At 63.1% G+C, this 14,627-nt stretch carries 16 protein-coding genes; 7 read left to right on the top strand and 9 right to left on the bottom strand.

Going from position 1 to position 14,627, the window contains the following annotated elements:
• Positions 1–19: 19 nt before the first annotated feature.
• The 5 genes from ACO07D_RS12185 to ACO07D_RS12165 all read left to right on the top strand — a co-directional run bounded on the left by ACO07D_RS12185 (position 20) and on the right by ACO07D_RS12165 (position 4,032).
• Positions 20–892, top strand: coding sequence for a TIGR01459 family HAD-type hydrolase (locus ACO07D_RS12185; RefSeq protein ID WP_421703216.1), 873 nt, complete (start codon positions 20–22; stop codon positions 890–892).
• A 90-nt stretch (positions 893–982) separates the two neighbouring features.
• On the top strand, positions 983–1,426 hold the full coding sequence (locus tag ACO07D_RS12180; protein WP_421703215.1) for a MaoC family dehydratase: 444 nt from the start codon (positions 983–985) through the stop codon (positions 1,424–1,426).
• A gap of 127 nt (positions 1,427–1,553) precedes the next feature.
• Complete coding sequence (locus ACO07D_RS12175; protein WP_421703214.1) at positions 1,554–2,492, top strand: bifunctional riboflavin kinase/FAD synthetase; 939 nt, start codon at positions 1,554–1,556, stop codon at positions 2,490–2,492.
• 38 nt (positions 2,493–2,530) lie between these two features.
• Positions 2,531–2,983: a YcgN family cysteine cluster protein gene (locus ACO07D_RS12170; protein WP_421703213.1), complete on the top strand. Its 453-nt coding sequence runs from the start codon at positions 2,531–2,533 to the stop codon at positions 2,981–2,983.
• Positions 2,983–4,032 carry a threonine aldolase family protein gene (locus ACO07D_RS12165; RefSeq protein WP_421703212.1) on the top strand — a complete coding sequence of 350 codons (1,050 nt, stop codon included), beginning with the start codon at positions 2,983–2,985 and terminating at the stop codon, positions 4,030–4,032. Before ACO07D_RS12170 ends, ACO07D_RS12165 begins: the two co-directional genes overlap by 1 nt.
• A gap of 96 nt (positions 4,033–4,128) precedes the next feature.
• Here ACO07D_RS12165 and ACO07D_RS12160 read toward each other — a convergent pair whose 3' ends face one another.
• A complete protein-coding gene (locus ACO07D_RS12160) occupies positions 4,129–4,947 on the bottom strand; it encodes an alpha/beta fold hydrolase (RefSeq protein WP_421703211.1) in 819 nt (272 codons plus the stop codon).
• Entirely contained in the window at positions 4,947–5,543 is a 597-nt protein-coding gene (locus ACO07D_RS12155) for a 2-hydroxychromene-2-carboxylate isomerase (RefSeq protein WP_421703210.1), read from the bottom strand. Before ACO07D_RS12155 ends, ACO07D_RS12160 begins: the two co-directional genes overlap by 1 nt.
• 108 nt (positions 5,544–5,651) lie before the next feature.
• On the opposite strand from ACO07D_RS12155, the gene ACO07D_RS12150 reads away from it, so the two are divergent.
• The gene (locus tag ACO07D_RS12150) at positions 5,652–6,665 is read left to right on the top strand and encodes a ribose-phosphate pyrophosphokinase (RefSeq protein ID WP_421703209.1); all 1,014 of its coding nucleotides are present in this window, start codon (positions 5,652–5,654) and stop codon (positions 6,663–6,665) included.
• A gap of 73 nt (positions 6,666–6,738) precedes the next feature.
• Here the strand turns inward: ACO07D_RS12150 and ACO07D_RS12145 are convergent, their stop codons facing one another.
• A complete protein-coding gene (locus tag ACO07D_RS12145; RefSeq protein WP_421703208.1) occupies positions 6,739–7,092 on the bottom strand; it encodes an H-type lectin domain-containing protein in 354 nt (117 codons plus the stop codon).
• A 58-nt stretch (positions 7,093–7,150) separates the two neighbouring features.
• Positions 7,151–8,371, bottom strand: a complete 1,221-nt coding sequence (locus tag ACO07D_RS12140; RefSeq protein ID WP_421703207.1) for an MFS transporter — start codon at positions 8,369–8,371, stop codon at positions 7,151–7,153.
• 136 nt (positions 8,372–8,507) lie between these two features.
• On the opposite strand from ACO07D_RS12140, the gene ACO07D_RS12135 reads away from it, so the two are divergent.
• On the top strand, positions 8,508–9,488 hold the full coding sequence (locus ACO07D_RS12135; RefSeq protein WP_421703206.1) for a hypothetical protein: 981 nt from the start codon (positions 8,508–8,510) through the stop codon (positions 9,486–9,488).
• A gap of 75 nt (positions 9,489–9,563) precedes the next feature.
• Here the strand turns inward: ACO07D_RS12135 and ACO07D_RS12130 are convergent, their stop codons facing one another.
• The 5 genes from ACO07D_RS12130 to ACO07D_RS12110 are packed head-to-tail and all read right to left on the bottom strand — an operon-like array spanning position 9,564 to position 14,430.
• Complete coding sequence (locus ACO07D_RS12130; RefSeq protein WP_421703205.1) at positions 9,564–9,974, bottom strand: F0F1 ATP synthase subunit epsilon; 411 nt, start codon at positions 9,972–9,974, stop codon at positions 9,564–9,566.
• 17 nt (positions 9,975–9,991) lie between these two features.
• Positions 9,992–11,416: a F0F1 ATP synthase subunit beta gene (atpD, locus tag ACO07D_RS12125; protein ID WP_421703204.1), complete on the bottom strand. Its 1,425-nt coding sequence runs from the start codon at positions 11,414–11,416 to the stop codon at positions 9,992–9,994.
• A gap of 18 nt (positions 11,417–11,434) precedes the next feature.
• A complete protein-coding gene (locus tag ACO07D_RS12120; protein WP_421703203.1) occupies positions 11,435–12,310 on the bottom strand; it encodes a F0F1 ATP synthase subunit gamma in 876 nt (291 codons plus the stop codon).
• 15 nt (positions 12,311–12,325) lie between these two features.
• Entirely contained in the window at positions 12,326–13,864 is a 1,539-nt protein-coding gene (atpA, locus tag ACO07D_RS12115) for a F0F1 ATP synthase subunit alpha (RefSeq protein WP_421703202.1), read from the bottom strand.
• Complete coding sequence (locus ACO07D_RS12110) at positions 13,864–14,430, bottom strand: F0F1 ATP synthase subunit delta (RefSeq protein WP_421703201.1); 567 nt, start codon at positions 14,428–14,430, stop codon at positions 13,864–13,866. Before ACO07D_RS12110 ends, atpA begins: the two co-directional genes overlap by 1 nt.
• Positions 14,431–14,627: the final 197 nt, after the last annotated feature.

Genomic DNA, 14,627 nt, shown 5'->3' with positions numbered 1-14,627 from the left:
TTTGCCAGCCGAGGCCCCAATGACCCGCATCATCCAGTCCCTTGCCGAGATTTCCGAACCCTATGACGCGCTGTTCTGCGACCTCTGGGGCTGTGTGCACAACGGGGTTGAACCCTTTGACGAAGCCGTCGCGGCGCTGCGCGCCTTTCGCGCCAAGGGCGGCGTGGTCGTATTGGTGACCAACGCCCCGCGCCACCGCGCCTCTGTCGAGGCGCAGCTCACCGCCATGGGCCTCCCGTCCGATTGCTGGGACACGATCGCCACCTCAGGCGACTCGGCCCGCGCCGCGATGTTCACCGGGGCGGTCGGATCGAAGGTCTGGTTCATGGGCGAGGCGCATGATCACAGTTTCTTCGACCCGCTGGCCCTTATCGAAAATCCCGTGGACATTCAGGAGGTTACCCTGGAGGACGCCGAGGGGATCGTGTGTTGTGGCCCCTTCGATCCCCATGCCGATCCGTCCGACCTGCGCCCGCAACTTCTCTATGCCAAGCAGAAGGGTCTGCCGCTGCTATGCGCCAACCCGGACATCGTGGTGGACCGGGGCGAGAGCCGTGAGTGGTGCGCCGGGGCCATCGCCGCGCTTTATACCGAGATGGGCGGGCAGAGCCTCTATGTCGGCAAGCCCCACCCGCCGATCTATGACCTGTCGCACCGCCGCCTGGCCGCCCTTGGCCGCGATTTCAACAACGCCCGTATCCTGGCGGTGGGCGATGGCATTCACACCGACATTCGCGGGGCGTTGGGGGAGGACATTGATTCTCTTCTGATCACCGGCGGATTGGCCGCGGCCGAGACGAAAACCGTCACGCAACCGGAAGCCGAGGCGCTAACTGCCTATATCGAAAAGGAAATGGTCACGCCGACCTATGCCATTGGCTTCCTGAGATAAGGCAAATCGGGGCTTGATTTTCTGCAACTGCAAAGTAATAATGTTGCCGAACGTCGCACCCAAGGGTGCTTTTGTTACCCGGAGGATCAGATGTTGGACAATCACGCCCGTGGCACGATCTGTATCGAAGATCTTGAGATCGGCATGATGCGCTCGCTCACCAAACAGGTGACCGATCGGGATATCGAACTGTTTGCCGAGGTCTCGACAGACCGCAACCCGGTGCACCTGGACGACGATTTCGCGCGCGATACGATCTTCCAGGGGCGCATCGCCCACGGCATGCTCAGCGCCGGTCTGATCTCGGCCGTGATCGGTGAACAGCTGCCCGGCCATGGCACGATCTACATGGGGCAGCAGCTGTCCTTCCTGGCCCCGGTGCGTCCGGGCGACGTGGTCACGGCCGAGGTCACGGTGATGGAGATCGACCACCAGAAGCGTCGCGTGACCCTGAAGACCGAATGCAAGATCGACGGCAAACCGGTCCTGAAGGGTGAGGCAAAGGTGCTCGCACCGTCGCGCAAGTTCGACTGATTGCGCCCGTTTACACCCGTTAATGTCTTTAAACCCCGCCCCCTGCGGGGTTTAACAACTTGCCAATTCCCCCCCGCGACCCTTTAAAGACTTGCAAGTTTCGGCGTGGCTTGGCAAAGCCCTGACCATGCAGATCGTTCGAGACTTCCAGTTCGTCCACGCCCGTGACCGCGGCGCCTCCGCCGCGATCGGTAACTTTGATGGCCTCCACCTGGGCCACCAGTACGTGATCGACCTCGCCCGCGAAAAAGCCAATGAAATCAATGCACCACTGGGGGTTATGTGTTTCGAACCCCACCCGCGCCAGTATTTCGCGCCCAAGGCCCCGGCATTTCGCCTGATGAACGCGGAAACCCGCGCGCACCGGATGGAGAAACTGGGCGTCGATACGCTCTACGAACTCAGCTTCAACGACACGCTTTCCGCCCTCTCCCCCCGCGAATTTGCCGAGCAGGTGATCGTCGAGGGACTGGGTTTGAAACACGTCGTGGTGGGCGCGGATTTCCATTTCGGCAAGGGCCGGGCGGGAAGCCCGGATGACCTGCAAGCCCTTGGAAATAAACTTGGATTCGGCGTGACCGTGGCTCCGCTGATGAAGCTCGACGTGGGCGAGGTCAGCTCCACCGCGATCCGCGACGCGCTGTCTGATGGCCGCCCGCAGGATGCGGCCAACATGCTTGGTCACCTGCATCGGATCGACGGAAAGGTCATCCGCGGCGACCAACGCGGCCGCGACCTGGGCTTCCCCACCGCGAACATGTCGCTGATGGGTCTGCACCTGCCCAAGTTCGGCGTATACGCGGTAAAGATCGACGTGTTGACCGGCCCCCATGCGGGCGAACACGGTGGCGCGGCCAGCCTGGGCACGCGTCCCATGTTCGGTGAGAACCAACCGAATATCGAAAGCTATATCTTTGATTTCAAAGGGGATATCTACGGCGAACATCTGTCAGTAGCGCTGGTGGATTACCTTCGTCCGGAACAGGTGTTCGACAGTCTGGACGGGTTGATCACCCAGATGGACGCCGACTGCGCCCGTGCGCGCGATATCCTCGCCGGTCTGTGACCCCTTTCCTTTTCGCGCACCGTGCGTAATCTGCCCCGATGAAAAAGCCTCTTCGCCCCAAGTTCTGGGACCTGCCCCTGGACCAGCTCACGCGCCCCGAATGGGAGGCGCTTTGCGACGGCTGTGGCAAGTGCTGCCTGAACAAGCTGGAGGATGAAGAGACCGGCCAGGTTGTCTTTACCCGGCTGGCCTGCCGCCTGCTGGACGGAGAAACCTGTCAATGTTCTCAATATGATATCCGTCTCTCCCTGGTGCCGGACTGTATCGTCTTCACGCCCGAGAACATCGAGACGAGCCGCTATTTCATGCCATCCTCCTGCGCCTATCGGCTGCGCTACGAAGGCAAGGCCCTGCCCGACTGGCACCCGCTGATCAGCGGCGATGCCGAACGGATTCACCGCGAAGGGCGCTCGGTCCAGGGGTGGACAATTCCCGAATACGAGGTCCCGGAAGAAGACTGGGAAGACCATCTAATCGACGAGGATCACTGATGTTTTTTGCTTCCGACAACACCGGCCCGGTGCATCCGAAAATCATGCAGGCGCTGGTCGCCGCCAATGACGGCTATGACATGCCCTATGGGGTCGACGGGCCGATGGAGCGGGTGCGCGATCAGGTCCGTGAAACGTTTGAAGCGCCCGAGGCGGAGGTCTTCCTTGTAGCCACCGGCACCGCGGCAAACGTGCTGTCGCTGGCCACGCTGACCCAGCCCTGGCAGACGGTTTTCTGTGCCCCCCAGGCCCATATTAACGAAGATGAATGCAACGGGCCCGAGTTCTACATGGGCGGCGCGAAGCTGACCCTGGTCGACGCGCCCGACGCCAAGATGACGCCCGACGCCCTGCGCACCCGGATCGAGGGCGAAGAGACGCGCGGCGTGCATGGGCCGCAGCGCGGGCCGGTGTCGATCACCAATGTGACGGAACGGGGCACCGTCTATTCCGTCAGTGAAATCAGTGCCTTGAGCGAGGTCGCGAAGAGTTACGACCTGCCCGTGCACCTTGACGGGGCGCGGTTTGCCAATGCGCTTGCCACCACCAACGCCAGCCCCGACGAGATGACCTGGAAGGCCGGTGTGGACGTGCTCAGCTTCGGCGGCACCAAGAACGGTTGCATGGGGGTCGAGGCGGTGGTGCTGTTCGATCCGAAACTGGCCTGGGAGTTCGAGCTGCGCCGCAAACGGGGGGCGCATCTGTTTTCCAAACACCGGTTCCTGTCGGCGCAGATGGCGGCCTATCTGGAGGACGGGCTGTGGTTGCAGCTGGCACGCCAGGCAAATGCGGCGAACGCGCGGCTGTGCGAGGGGTTGCGTGACACCGGTGGGGTGCGGTTTCTGCACGAACCGGATGCCAACATGAGCTTTGCGGGATGGACCCGCGCGGGACACCAGCGGCTGCATGAGGCCGGGGCGAAATACTACATCTGGGAGGGTCAACTTGACGGCTCCGACCCCCAGGAGGAGTTGACCGCGCGCATGGTCTGCGACTGGTCCGCGACGGATGAGAATGTCGATCAGTTCGTCGAGCTGGTGCGCGGATAACTGCGTGCAGAACAACGGAAAATTCGAATTTTCCGGTCCGGAAAACGGCTACGCCCAACCGGGTGTGCCCGACAAGGGCAAAGCCGGACGGGAGCGTTACGCCCGCGCCCGGACCAGTCCCATGTGGTCAGAGATCGCCGCGGCCACCTGACGCGGGTGAGTAATCGGCACCATGTGCCGCGCGCCTTCGACCACCACGCGGGAGGCCTCCGGCAGGCGGCTCTGCAAGACGTCGTGAATGGCCGCGACGATCGGCGGCGACCCCGCCCCTTCGATCAGCAGGACCGGGCAGGCAACGGCCTCCAAGGCGCCGGGGGCGGCCTGGTGATTCACATCTCCGTCTGTCACCGCCGAGCCAGCCGCGATCAGGTGCATGCGGGCGGCCATGGCCTGTTGATGGGCGGCTGGCACCTCGTCCCAGGGGGCACCGGCGCCCCAGACGCGGTTAAACAGACGGGCCGCCAGCATCGTATCCCCTTGCCACAAGGCATTGAAACAGGGCGCGATTTCGTCGTGGTAGGCGTCATAGATCGGCTGACCCTTGGTGAGGTGGAACATCACCGGTTCGATCAGGGTCAGGCTGCGCACCTTCTCGGGGTGCATCTGCGCCACGCGCAGGGCGATGGTCGCGCCGTAGCTGTGGCCAATCAGGTCGGCTCCTCCGTCGATCAGGCTCTCGGTGACCTCGGCGGCCACGTCCTGAAACTCCGTCTCGCCATCCCAGGGGCCGCTTTCGCCGTGACCCGGGAGGTCGAAGGCGCGCATCGACAAGTGGTCCTGCAACTGCCGCTGCACGCCGCGCCAGGCGCCGCGATGGGCCAGCGAACAGTGGATCATCACCGCGCGGCGCGCGCCTTCCGTGCCCTCGTGGGTCCAGCAGATGCGATGCCCGGCCCGCGTCTCGATCCCCGCCATCAGGCGTCGGCCAGGAATGTGTCGAGCATGTCCAGGCGGTCCTGGCCCCAGAACACCTCGGTCCCATCGACCACATAGGTGGGCGAGCCGAAGACGCCCGCGGCGACAGCGTCCTCAAGGTTGCGCGGATAGGTCTCGGCGCCGGCCAGGAGGGACGTGTCGGCCAGCGCGGGGTCGAAGCCGGCGCTTTCCAGGCAGGATTTGATCACCGCGTCCTCGGCAATGTCCTTCTCCTCGGCCCAGCAGGCGCGCAGCACGGACTGCACCAGCGCGCCAGTGTTGCCCCCGCCCGCCACCTGGGCGCCGATGATTGCATAGGAGGCCGGGGCCGCGTTGGTCGGCCAATGGGCCGGTTGAAAGGTCAACGGCAGTCCGGTCGCCTTTTGCCAGCGCTTCAGCTCCTGCATCCGGTAGTCCAACCGCGAGGAGTGCCGATCCTTGGGCGCCGCCCCCCCGGTGCGCGGAAACAGAGCCATGATATCCAGCGGTTTGTAGGTCACCGTCGCGCCATGTTTGGCGGCGATCTTTTCCATCCGGTCCCCGGCCAGATAGGCCCAGGGCGAGAGCACTGTGAAATAATAGTCGATATGGGCCAATTTTGCCTCCCCGTTTGCGCGTGAGCGGTTCCCCGAAACCTATCCCGGTGGTATGGGGTGTCAACGTCACGATTCTGTCATATGGACCAGCCCGGGGACACTGCTGCCATGCCTTCCATCACTGAACCGAAACTTATTTCCGGCAACGCCAACCAACCGCTGGCGCGCTCCGTTGCCAAGCGCATGTCGATGCATCGCGGCACGGCCATGGGCCTGGTCGACGCCCGTGTCGAGCGTTTCAACGACGGCGAGATCTTCGTCGAGGTTTACGAAAACGTGCGCGGCGAGGACATGTACCTGCTGCAAAGCACTTCGAACCCGGCGAATGACAACCTGATGGAGCTGTTGATCATGGCCGACGCGCTGCGCCGGTCGTCTGCCAGCCGGATCACGGCGGTCATGCCCTATTTCGGCTATGCCCGCCAGGACCGCCGCACCAAGGCCCGCACGCCGATCAGCGCCAAGCTGGTCGCCAACATGATCGCCGAGGCCGGGATCGAGCGGGTGCTGACCATGGACCTGCACGCCGCTCAGATCCAGGGTTTCTTCGACATTCCCGTCGACAACCTCTATGCCAGCCCGATCTTCGCGCTGGACATCAAGCATCACTTCAAGGACTGCCTGTCCGACGTCATGGTGATCAGCCCCGACGTGGGTGGCGTGGCCCGCGCGCGCGAGCTGGCCAAGCGCATCAACGCCCCGCTGGCGATCGTCGACAAGCGCCGCGAAAAACCCGGCGAGGTCGCCGAGATGACCGTGATCGGCAATGTCGAAGGCAAGAAATGCATCATCGTCGATGACATCTGCGACACCGCCGGCACCCTGTGCAAGGCCGCCGAAGTGCTGATGGAGCACGGCGCCACCGAGGTGCATTCCTATATCACCCACGGTGTCATGTCAGGCCCTGCGGTCGAGCGCGTGTCGAACTCGGTCATGAAGAGCCTGGTAATCACGGATTCGATCGAACCGACCGACCCGGTCAAGAACGCCGAAAACATCCGCATCGTGCCCACGGCGCCGATGTTTGGCCAGGCGATCCTGAACATCTGGGGCGGCACCTCGGTCTCGTCGCTGTTCGATCACGGCACGCTGGAGCCGCTTTACGAAGGCATGTATTCGTAAGCTTGCGATCATCCGGAATTGCAAACGCCCGCGCGGATCAGCGCGGGCGTCTTGCGTTCCGGGGCTGGTGGCCTCAGTAGAGCGACCAATCCTCCTCGTCCGCGACCTCGCCCATGGCGATCCAATCGGCGCGCACGCGCGCCACGCGGGTGTCGCCCCAGGTTCGAAAGACGATCTCGAACCCCAGTTCGGTGATATTTTCGGCGGCAATGTCGACGCGCTGGTTGGTCTTCTGGTCCAGGTCCCACATGGACATGCCGACCTGCACAATGGGCAGATCGGTAAAACCGCCGTCCTTGAAGCTCACCCCGACCCGGAACTCGCGCGGGCCTTCGCCGGTCCACATTTGGCCGTCATGTTCGAAATCTGAAAAAAGGACCTGGCTTCCCTGGTCCACACCCAGCCTATGTGTTCGAATTCGACGCATCCGCCGTATGCTCCTGTTCCGTCCCGAGCCTCAGAATGGCCCGAAACACCTCAGGTCTTCAACCCTTGGACGCCTTTCCCGGGTCAAGGCGCAGCCGCCAGAAGAACGGCAGCGTCGCCAGCACGATGACCCCCGCCATCAGGAAGGGCGCACCGGGCAGGTAGAGCACGGCGTCGGGGGCAGCAAAGCGCTGGAATACCCCGGTGACGATCATCGGCGCGATCACTGCCGCGATGGAGCCGAGCGAGGCGATCACACCCTGAAGCAGCCCCTGCCGATCCTCGGCGACCATGTTCGACATCATTGCCGTGACCGTGGGAGGAGCCATGTCGGCCAGCGCTGCCACCAGGATGAAGGCGAACAGCACCCAGGCCGAAGCGGTCAGGCCAAAGACAACGAAGGCAAAGACGGCGCAGAAAAGAGCGAACATCAAGGTACGCCATTCCCCCAGCCGCGCCACCAGGTGGCGCAGCACAACGCCCTGGGTAAAGGCCACGCTGGCGCCATAGGCGGCCAGGGTGATACCAATCAGCGCGGCGCTCCACCCGAACACCTCGCGGGTCCAGAAGGACCAGAGCACCGGGTAGACCATGTTGGCGAACTCGAACAGGAACAGAAGCACCAGGGGCAGCGCCAGACCGGGCAGTTTCAGCGCGTCCAGGATCGAGCCGAACGGGTTCAGGTCCCGGCGACGAAAGGCGCGGCGTTTCTCGGGCGCAAGGCTTTCGGGCAGGACGAAGAAGCCGAAGGCCACGTTGATCCCCGCAAGGGCCGCCGCCAACCAGAAAGGCGCGGTGATGTGCCAACTGGCCGCCAGCCCACCGATCCCGGGCCCCAGGACAAAACCAAGACCGAAAGCGGCACCCACCAGGCCGAAGTTGGCCGCGCGTTCTTCTTTTGAAGAGATGTCGGCAATGTAGGCCGATGCGGTGATATAGGTTGCCCCGGCAATGCCCGCCAGGACACGGCCAACCAGCAGCCACCAGAAAGTGGTGGCCAGCGCCATGACAATGTAATCCACCGTCAGCGCCACAAGCGCCAGCAGCAGCACCGGGCGTCGCCCGACACTGTCCGAGATGCCACCAATGATGGGCGAGAACAGGAATTGCATCGCCGCATAGGCTGCCATCAGGACCCCGCCCCAGACCGCACCATCCGCCGTACTGCCAGCCCCGACCCGTTCCATCAGGTCGGGCATGATCGGAAAGACAATGCCGATCCCGACCGCATCCAGAAACAGGGTCGCCAGGATGAAACGCGTGGCCATTGTGTTTTCCATCGAACCCTCCGACCCGCGGACCTGATGGTCCCTGCGTGCGTCCCTATGTGAGGGTTTGCACGCCCTGGGGCAAGGGGGGCCGCGCCCTCCAGCAGATGTTTACCTGTTGTTTGCTCTTTTCAGCGAGACTCGCCCCATGATTGAAGGTCGACATCAGATAAAGCCGCGCCTCATTCTCGCGGTGCTGTTCAGCCTGCTCTTGACCGGGCAGACAGCGGCGCAGTGCATTCTGACCGCCGAGGTTGGGCGGCTTGTCGAGGCGATGGAAAGTGCCATGGCGCGGCCTGACGGGATCAGCAGTTCCGACGCAGCCGACCTGTACCGACGCGCCCAACGGGTGTCCCCCCCGGACGTGGCTGACCGGTTGCGCGAGGCAGGCTACCCCGCAAATACCCACGCCGTCGACATGTTGATCCGTGAAGCGCGCACCGTGGCGCAGAACCGGCTTGTCATGAGCCAGAACGTCACCCGGCTGCGCCTGCGGCGGGTCGAAAAGCTGCGCGAACGTGTCTGCGCCGCAGAAGCGCGGCTGGAGATGGCGGGCAACGGCAGCAAGACACATGGCGGCGCGGGCCCGTCCGGTGACGAAGCAGGGTTGTTCACGGGCAGCGGCGGGGCAGGCAATGTTGCTCTGCGCCTGGGCATGGTTCCGGTCACGCTGGTATCCGTGGTTGGCACCATCTACCTGATGCGGCTGGGCTATGTCTGGATATTCGCTCTGCTGTTCAACCGCCGTAAATGCTGGGTCCCGGCCCGATTGAAGATTGGGGTGGACGTGATCCCTGGCCATATGTCGATCCTGGGGCGTAAAGGGTGCCGGTTCCAACCGGAAAGCCCCGAACTGTCCCTGCGCATGGAGGCGCAGGCTCCGTGTATCGATGCGCATCTTATCGTGAACCACCTGGTCCTACCCGCCCGGTTAGAAGCGGTCCATGAGGGGTTCGGGGTGGTCTACTTCGGAGGGATGCTCGGACCAGGAACACAGAAGTCCTTGCTGGCAAAATCCCGGATTGAACCCACGCTGGTTCCGAAATCCACCCCGCGGCCAAAGCACGCACGAACCCGGCAACCGCGCAGGTCCCCGATGGGAAGACCGGAAACCTCCGGGGCAGACTAACCCGAAATCCCACCTCTGGAACAAACGAAAAGCCCCGCCGTCGGGCGGGGCTTCCTTATCTCGTTCGCGCTGCGTTCAGCTGTTGGCGTTCAGGCCAAGCTCGGCAGCCACGCCAGCCAGTTCGGTCGCCCGTTTCGCCAGGTCGTCCAGCATCTCGGGCGTGGCATTGTCGCGGGCGTTGACCGCATCGGTCATGAACTCGTCCAGGGTATCCTGGTTGAACTCCGACACCGGCACGGCGCGTTCGGCCAGAACCGAGGTGCCAGCGGCATTGATCTCGGCGAAACCACCGGTCACCACATAGTCCGCGTCACCTTCCGGCGACTGGACACGCACGATGCCCGGCCGCAGGGTGGTGATGGTCGGCGCGTGATCGGGCATTGCCGTCATGTCGCCTTCGGCCCCGGGCAGCTGCACCGCGCTCGCCTGGACGGAAGACAGCTTCCGCTCGGGCGAGACCAGGTCGAATTGCATCGTGTCAGCCATGATGGGCCTCCTTCAGATTAGGCGGCGTCCGCGGCCATTTTCTCGGCCTTGGCGATCACCTCGTCGATGCCGCCAACCATGTAGAAGGCGCCTTCGGGCAGGTGGTCGTATTCGCCGGCCACAACCGCCTTGAACGAGGCGATGGTGACGTCAAGCGGAACCTGCACGCCGTCCGAGCCGGTGAACACTTTCGCCACGTCGAAGGGCTGCGACAGGAAGCGCTGGATCTTACGCGCACGGGCCACGGTCAGTTTGTCTTCTTCCGACAGTTCGTCCATGCCCAGAATGGCGATGATGTCCTGCAGCGACTTGTAGCGCTGGAGGATCTCCTGCACTTCCGAAGCCACGGCGTAATGCTCTTCACCGACGATGGCCGGGTCCAGCAGGCGCGAGGTCGAGTCGAGCGGGTCAACGGCCGGGTAGATGCCCAGTTCCGAGATCGCACGCGACAGAACGGTGGTGGCGTCCAGGTGGGCAAACGACGTGGCCGGCGCGGGGTCGGTAAGGTCGTCCGCGGGCACGTAGATGGCCTGCACCGAGGTGATCGAGCCAGCTTTGGTCGAGGTGATGCGTTCCTGCAGGGCACCCATGTCGGTGGCCAGGGTCGGCTGGTAGCCCACCGCCGAGGGGATACGACCCAGCAGAGCCGACACTTCCGAACCCGCCTGGGTGAAGCGGAAGATGTTGTCGACGAAGAACAGAACGTCGGTCCCGGACTGGTCGCGGAACTGCTCGGCCAGGGTCAGGCCGGTCAGAGCAACACGGGCACGGGCCCCCGGAGGCTCGTTCATCTGGCCGTAAACCATGGCCACCTGCGAGTTTTCCAGGTTTTCCGGGTCGATAACGTTGGATTCGATCATCTCGTGGTAGAGGTCGTTGCCCTCACGGGTCCGTTCACCCACACCGGCGAAGACCGAGAAACCCGAGTGCACCTTGGCGATGTTGTTGATCAGTTCCATGATCAGAACCGTCTTGCCCACACCGGCGCCGCCGAACAGGCCGATCTTGCCCCCCTTGGCGTAGGGGGCCAGCAGGTCGACGACCTTGATGCCGGTGACCAGAACTTCCGATTCAGTCGACTGTTCCGAGAACTCGGGCGCGTCCTGGTGAATGGCGCGTTTTTCGTCCGCCTTGACCGGGCCCTTTTCGTCGATCGGCTCGCCGGTGACGTTCAGGATGCGGCCCAGGGTGGCATTGCCGACGGGAACCGAGATCGGTTCGCCGCTGTCGACCACTTCCTGACCACGAACGAGACCTTCGGTCGCGTCCATGGCGATGGTGCGCACGGTGTTCTCACCCAGGTGCTGGGCAACTTCCAGCACCAGGTTGTTGCCGTTGTTGTCGGTGGTCAGGGCGTTCAGGATTTCGGGCAGCGCGTCTTCGAACTGCACGTCCACAACGGCGCCAATGACCTGGGTCACCTTGCCTTTTGCGTTTGCCATGTTGTTACTCCGGTTCGGTTAGAGCGCCTCGGCGCCCGAAATGATTTCGATAAGCTCGTTGGTGATGACGGCCTGACGCGAGCGGTTGAACTCGATGGTCAGCTTGTCGATCATGTCGCCCGCGTTGCGCGTCGCGTTGTCCATGGCGGACATCCGCGCGCCTTGCTCGGACGCGGCGTTCTCCAGCAGGGCCGAGAAGATGGCCGTGGCAACACCGCTGGGCAGCAGCGTGGCCAGGATGCCTTCTTCCGAGGGCTCGTAGTCATAGACGGTCGAGCCTTCGTCAGCGCCTTCTTCCGCCTCGAAGCTGGCCGGGATGACCTGCTTTTCGGTCGGGATCTGGGTCACGACGTTTTCGAACGTGTTGTAGAAGATCGTCGCCACATCGAACTCGCCACCGTTGAAACGGTTGATGAGGTCGGTCGCGATGCCTTGAGCGTTGGCGTAGCCGATGCGCTTTACTTCGGTCAGATCGACGTGGTCGACCATCATGTCCTCGTATTCGCGCTTCAGCTGCTCGCGGCCCTTCTTGCCAACGGTCAGCATCTTCACCGTCTTGCCCTGGGCGAGCAGCTCTTCAGCTTTCGCACGGGCCATTTTGACGATCGAGCTGTTGAAGCCACCGCAGAGGCCGCGTTCAGCGGTCATGACCACCAGAAGGTGGACCTGATCGCTGCCGGTGCCTGCCAGAAGCTTGGGCGCATCTTCGCCGCCCGCCGACGCCGCCAGCCCCGCCATCACGGCATTGAACCGTTCGGCATAGGGGCGCGAGGCCTCGGCTGCTTCCTGTGCCCGCCGCAGTTTTGCGGCGGCCACCATCTGCATGGCCTTGGTGATCTTCCGCGTCGACTTGACGCTTTCGATCCTGTTTTTAAGGTCCTTGAGACTCGGCATTGCCCTTAGTCCCCCTTAAGCGAAATCAGCGGCGAACGCGTCCAGTGCGGCCTTGACCTTGTCTTCCAGCTCACCTTTGACCTTGCGGTCGTTGTCGGTGATGTCGGCCAGCAGATCGGCGCAGTTGGTGCGCAGGTGGTTCAGCAGGCCCTGCTCGAAGCGACCGACCTCTTTCAGGTCGACCTTGTCCAGGTAGCCGTTGGTGCCGGCGTAGATGACGCAGACGATCTCGGCGTTGGTCAGCGGCGAGTACTGCGGCTGTTTCATCAGTTCGGTCAGGCGGGCACCACGGGCCAGCAGCTGCTGGGTGGCGGCGTCCAGGTCCGAGCCGAACTGCGCGAAGGCAGCCATCTCGCGGTACTGAGCCAGCGACAGTTTCACCGGACCGGCAACCGAGGACATCGCCTTGGTCTGGGCCGACGAACCCACGCGCGACACCGACAGACCGGTGTTCACGGCGGGGCGGATGCCCTGGTAGAACAGTTCGGTTTCCAGGAAGATCTGGCCGTCGGTGATCGAGATCACGTTGGTCGGAATAAACGCCGACACGTCGCCGCCCTGGGTTTCGATGATCGGCAGAGCGGTCAGCGAACCTGCACCGAAGTCTTCGTTCAGCTTGGCCGAACGTTCCAGCAGACGCGAGTGGAGGTAGAAAACGTCACCCGGATAAGCTTCACGCCCCGGCGGGCGGCGCAGCAGCAGCGACATCTGACGGTACGAGACGGCCTGTTTGGACAGGTCATCGTAGATGATCAGGGCGTGCTTGCCGTTGTCGCGGAAGTATTCCGCCATGGCGGTGGCGGCGTAGGGGGCCAGGAACTGCATCGGCGCGGGGTCCGAGGCGGTGGCGGCCACGACGATCGAGTATTCGATCGCGCCGGTTTCTTCCAGCTTCTTCACCAGCTGGGCAACGGTCGAACGCTTCTGGCCGACGGCGACATAGACGCAGTACAGCTTTTTCGATTCATCGTCGCCGGCGGCGTCGTTGTAGGATTTCTGGTTCAGGATCGCGTCCAGGGCCACGGCGGTCTTGCCGGTCTGACGGTCGCCGATGATCAACTCGCGCTGGCCGCGGCCGATCGGGATCATCGCGTCGACCGATTTCAGGCCGGTTGCCATCGGCTCGTGCACCGATTTACGCGGGATGATGCCCGGGGCTTTGACGTCAGCGATCTTGCGCTCTTTGGCTTCGATCGGACCCTTGCCGTCGATCGGGTTGCCCAGACCGTCGACAACGCGCCCCAGCAGGCCTTCGCCGGCGGGAACGTCCACGATCGAGTTGGTGCGCTTGACCGTGTCACCTTCTTTAATGTCGCGGTCCGACCCGAAGATAACCACACCGACGTTGTCGGCTTCCAGGTTCAGGGCCATGCCCCGGATACCACCGGGGAATTCGACCATTTCACCGGCCTGCACGTTGTCCAGGCCATGCACGCGGGCAATACCGTCACCGACGGAAAGCACGCGGCCGACTTCGGCCACTTCGGCCTCCTGGCCAAAGTTCTTGATCTGCTCCTTAAGGATCGCAGAGATTTCGGCTGCTTGGATACCCATTATCCGACCTCTTTCATGGAATTCTGCAGTGCATCGAGTTTCGAAGCGATCGACGTATCGATCATCTTCGAACCCACCTTGACGACAAGACCGCCGATGAGAGCTTCATCGACGGCCACATTAACTTTCACATCCTTGCCGATGGTCGCTTTCAGCGCCTTGGCGAGTTTGTCTTGTTGGGCCTTGGTCATCGCCTTGGCGGCGGTCACTTCGGCGGTCACTTCGCCCTTGTCCTCGGCGATCGCGGCGCGCAAGGCGGCGGTCAGCTGAGGCAGCACGAACAGACGACGCTTCTCGGCCATCAGGCCCAGCGTGTTCGTCATCGTCGGCGAGAGTTTCATCTTCTTGGCGATGGCAGCCATCGCGGTGGCCTGTTCCTCGCGGCTCAGAACCGGCGAGTTGATCAGGTCAACGAATTCGCTGCTTTCGGTCAGTGCGGCGTCCAGGGCGTCGACATCGCCCTCCACCGCTTTAAGGCCTTTGCCTTCTTTCGCCAGGTCGATGATCGCCGTGGCGTAGCGTTGGGCAATACCCTGTGAGATCGAGACTGGTTCGGACACGTCCACCCTTCCATGTCTTTGAGCCCCATCGTGACCTGCCGGGCGGCAAGTCGGGGCGGCCTGCGATGCCGCGCGGTTGCACGGTTTCATCAAAATCGCGTGGGGTGTAACAGAGCAATGCTATTGAGGCAACGGGCTTGGCGTAGTTTAACGCCAACATTCTCGCCCTTGTTTTCAAGGCATTCGCCACCGTGTGGGCGTAA

The organism is Aliiroseovarius sp. (assembly GCF_965228805.1).
In the GTDB taxonomy this organism is placed as follows: Bacteria; Pseudomonadota; Alphaproteobacteria; order Rhodobacterales; family Rhodobacteraceae; genus JASBTN01.
The sequence above is the reverse complement of the archived record's forward strand: the minus strand, read 5'-3'. Positions and strand labels throughout refer to the sequence as shown.

Bases quoted from the DNA above. Each gene is read 5' to 3' on its own strand.
- ACO07D_RS12185 (WP_421703216.1), top strand. From the start codon at position 20: ATGACCCGCATCATCCAGTCCCTTGCCGAGATTTCCGAACCCTATGAC.
- ACO07D_RS12180 (WP_421703215.1), top strand. From the start codon at position 983: ATGTTGGACAATCACGCCCGTGGCACGATCTGTATCGAAGATCTTGAG.
- ACO07D_RS12175 (WP_421703214.1), top strand. From the start codon at position 1,554: ATGCAGATCGTTCGAGACTTCCAGTTCGTCCACGCCCGTGACCGCGGC.
- ACO07D_RS12170 (WP_421703213.1), top strand. From the start codon at position 2,531: ATGAAAAAGCCTCTTCGCCCCAAGTTCTGGGACCTGCCCCTGGACCAG.
- ACO07D_RS12165 (WP_421703212.1), top strand. From the start codon at position 2,983: ATGTTTTTTGCTTCCGACAACACCGGCCCGGTGCATCCGAAAATCATG.
- ACO07D_RS12160 (WP_421703211.1), bottom strand. From the start codon at position 4,947: ATGGCGGGGATCGAGACGCGGGCCGGGCATCGCATCTGCTGGACCCAC.
- ACO07D_RS12150 (WP_421703209.1), top strand. From the start codon at position 5,652: ATGCCTTCCATCACTGAACCGAAACTTATTTCCGGCAACGCCAACCAA.
- ACO07D_RS12145 (WP_421703208.1), bottom strand. From the start codon at position 7,092: ATGCGTCGAATTCGAACACATAGGCTGGGTGTGGACCAGGGAAGCCAG.
- ACO07D_RS12140 (WP_421703207.1), bottom strand. From the start codon at position 8,371: ATGGAAAACACAATGGCCACGCGTTTCATCCTGGCGACCCTGTTTCTG.
- ACO07D_RS12135 (WP_421703206.1), top strand. From the start codon at position 8,508: ATGATTGAAGGTCGACATCAGATAAAGCCGCGCCTCATTCTCGCGGTG.
- ACO07D_RS12130 (WP_421703205.1), bottom strand. From the start codon at position 9,974: ATGGCTGACACGATGCAATTCGACCTGGTCTCGCCCGAGCGGAAGCTG.
- atpD (WP_421703204.1), bottom strand. From the start codon at position 11,416: ATGGCAAACGCAAAAGGCAAGGTGACCCAGGTCATTGGCGCCGTTGTG.
- ACO07D_RS12120 (WP_421703203.1), bottom strand. From the start codon at position 12,310: ATGCCGAGTCTCAAGGACCTTAAAAACAGGATCGAAAGCGTCAAGTCG.
- atpA (WP_421703202.1), bottom strand. From the start codon at position 13,864: ATGGGTATCCAAGCAGCCGAAATCTCTGCGATCCTTAAGGAGCAGATC.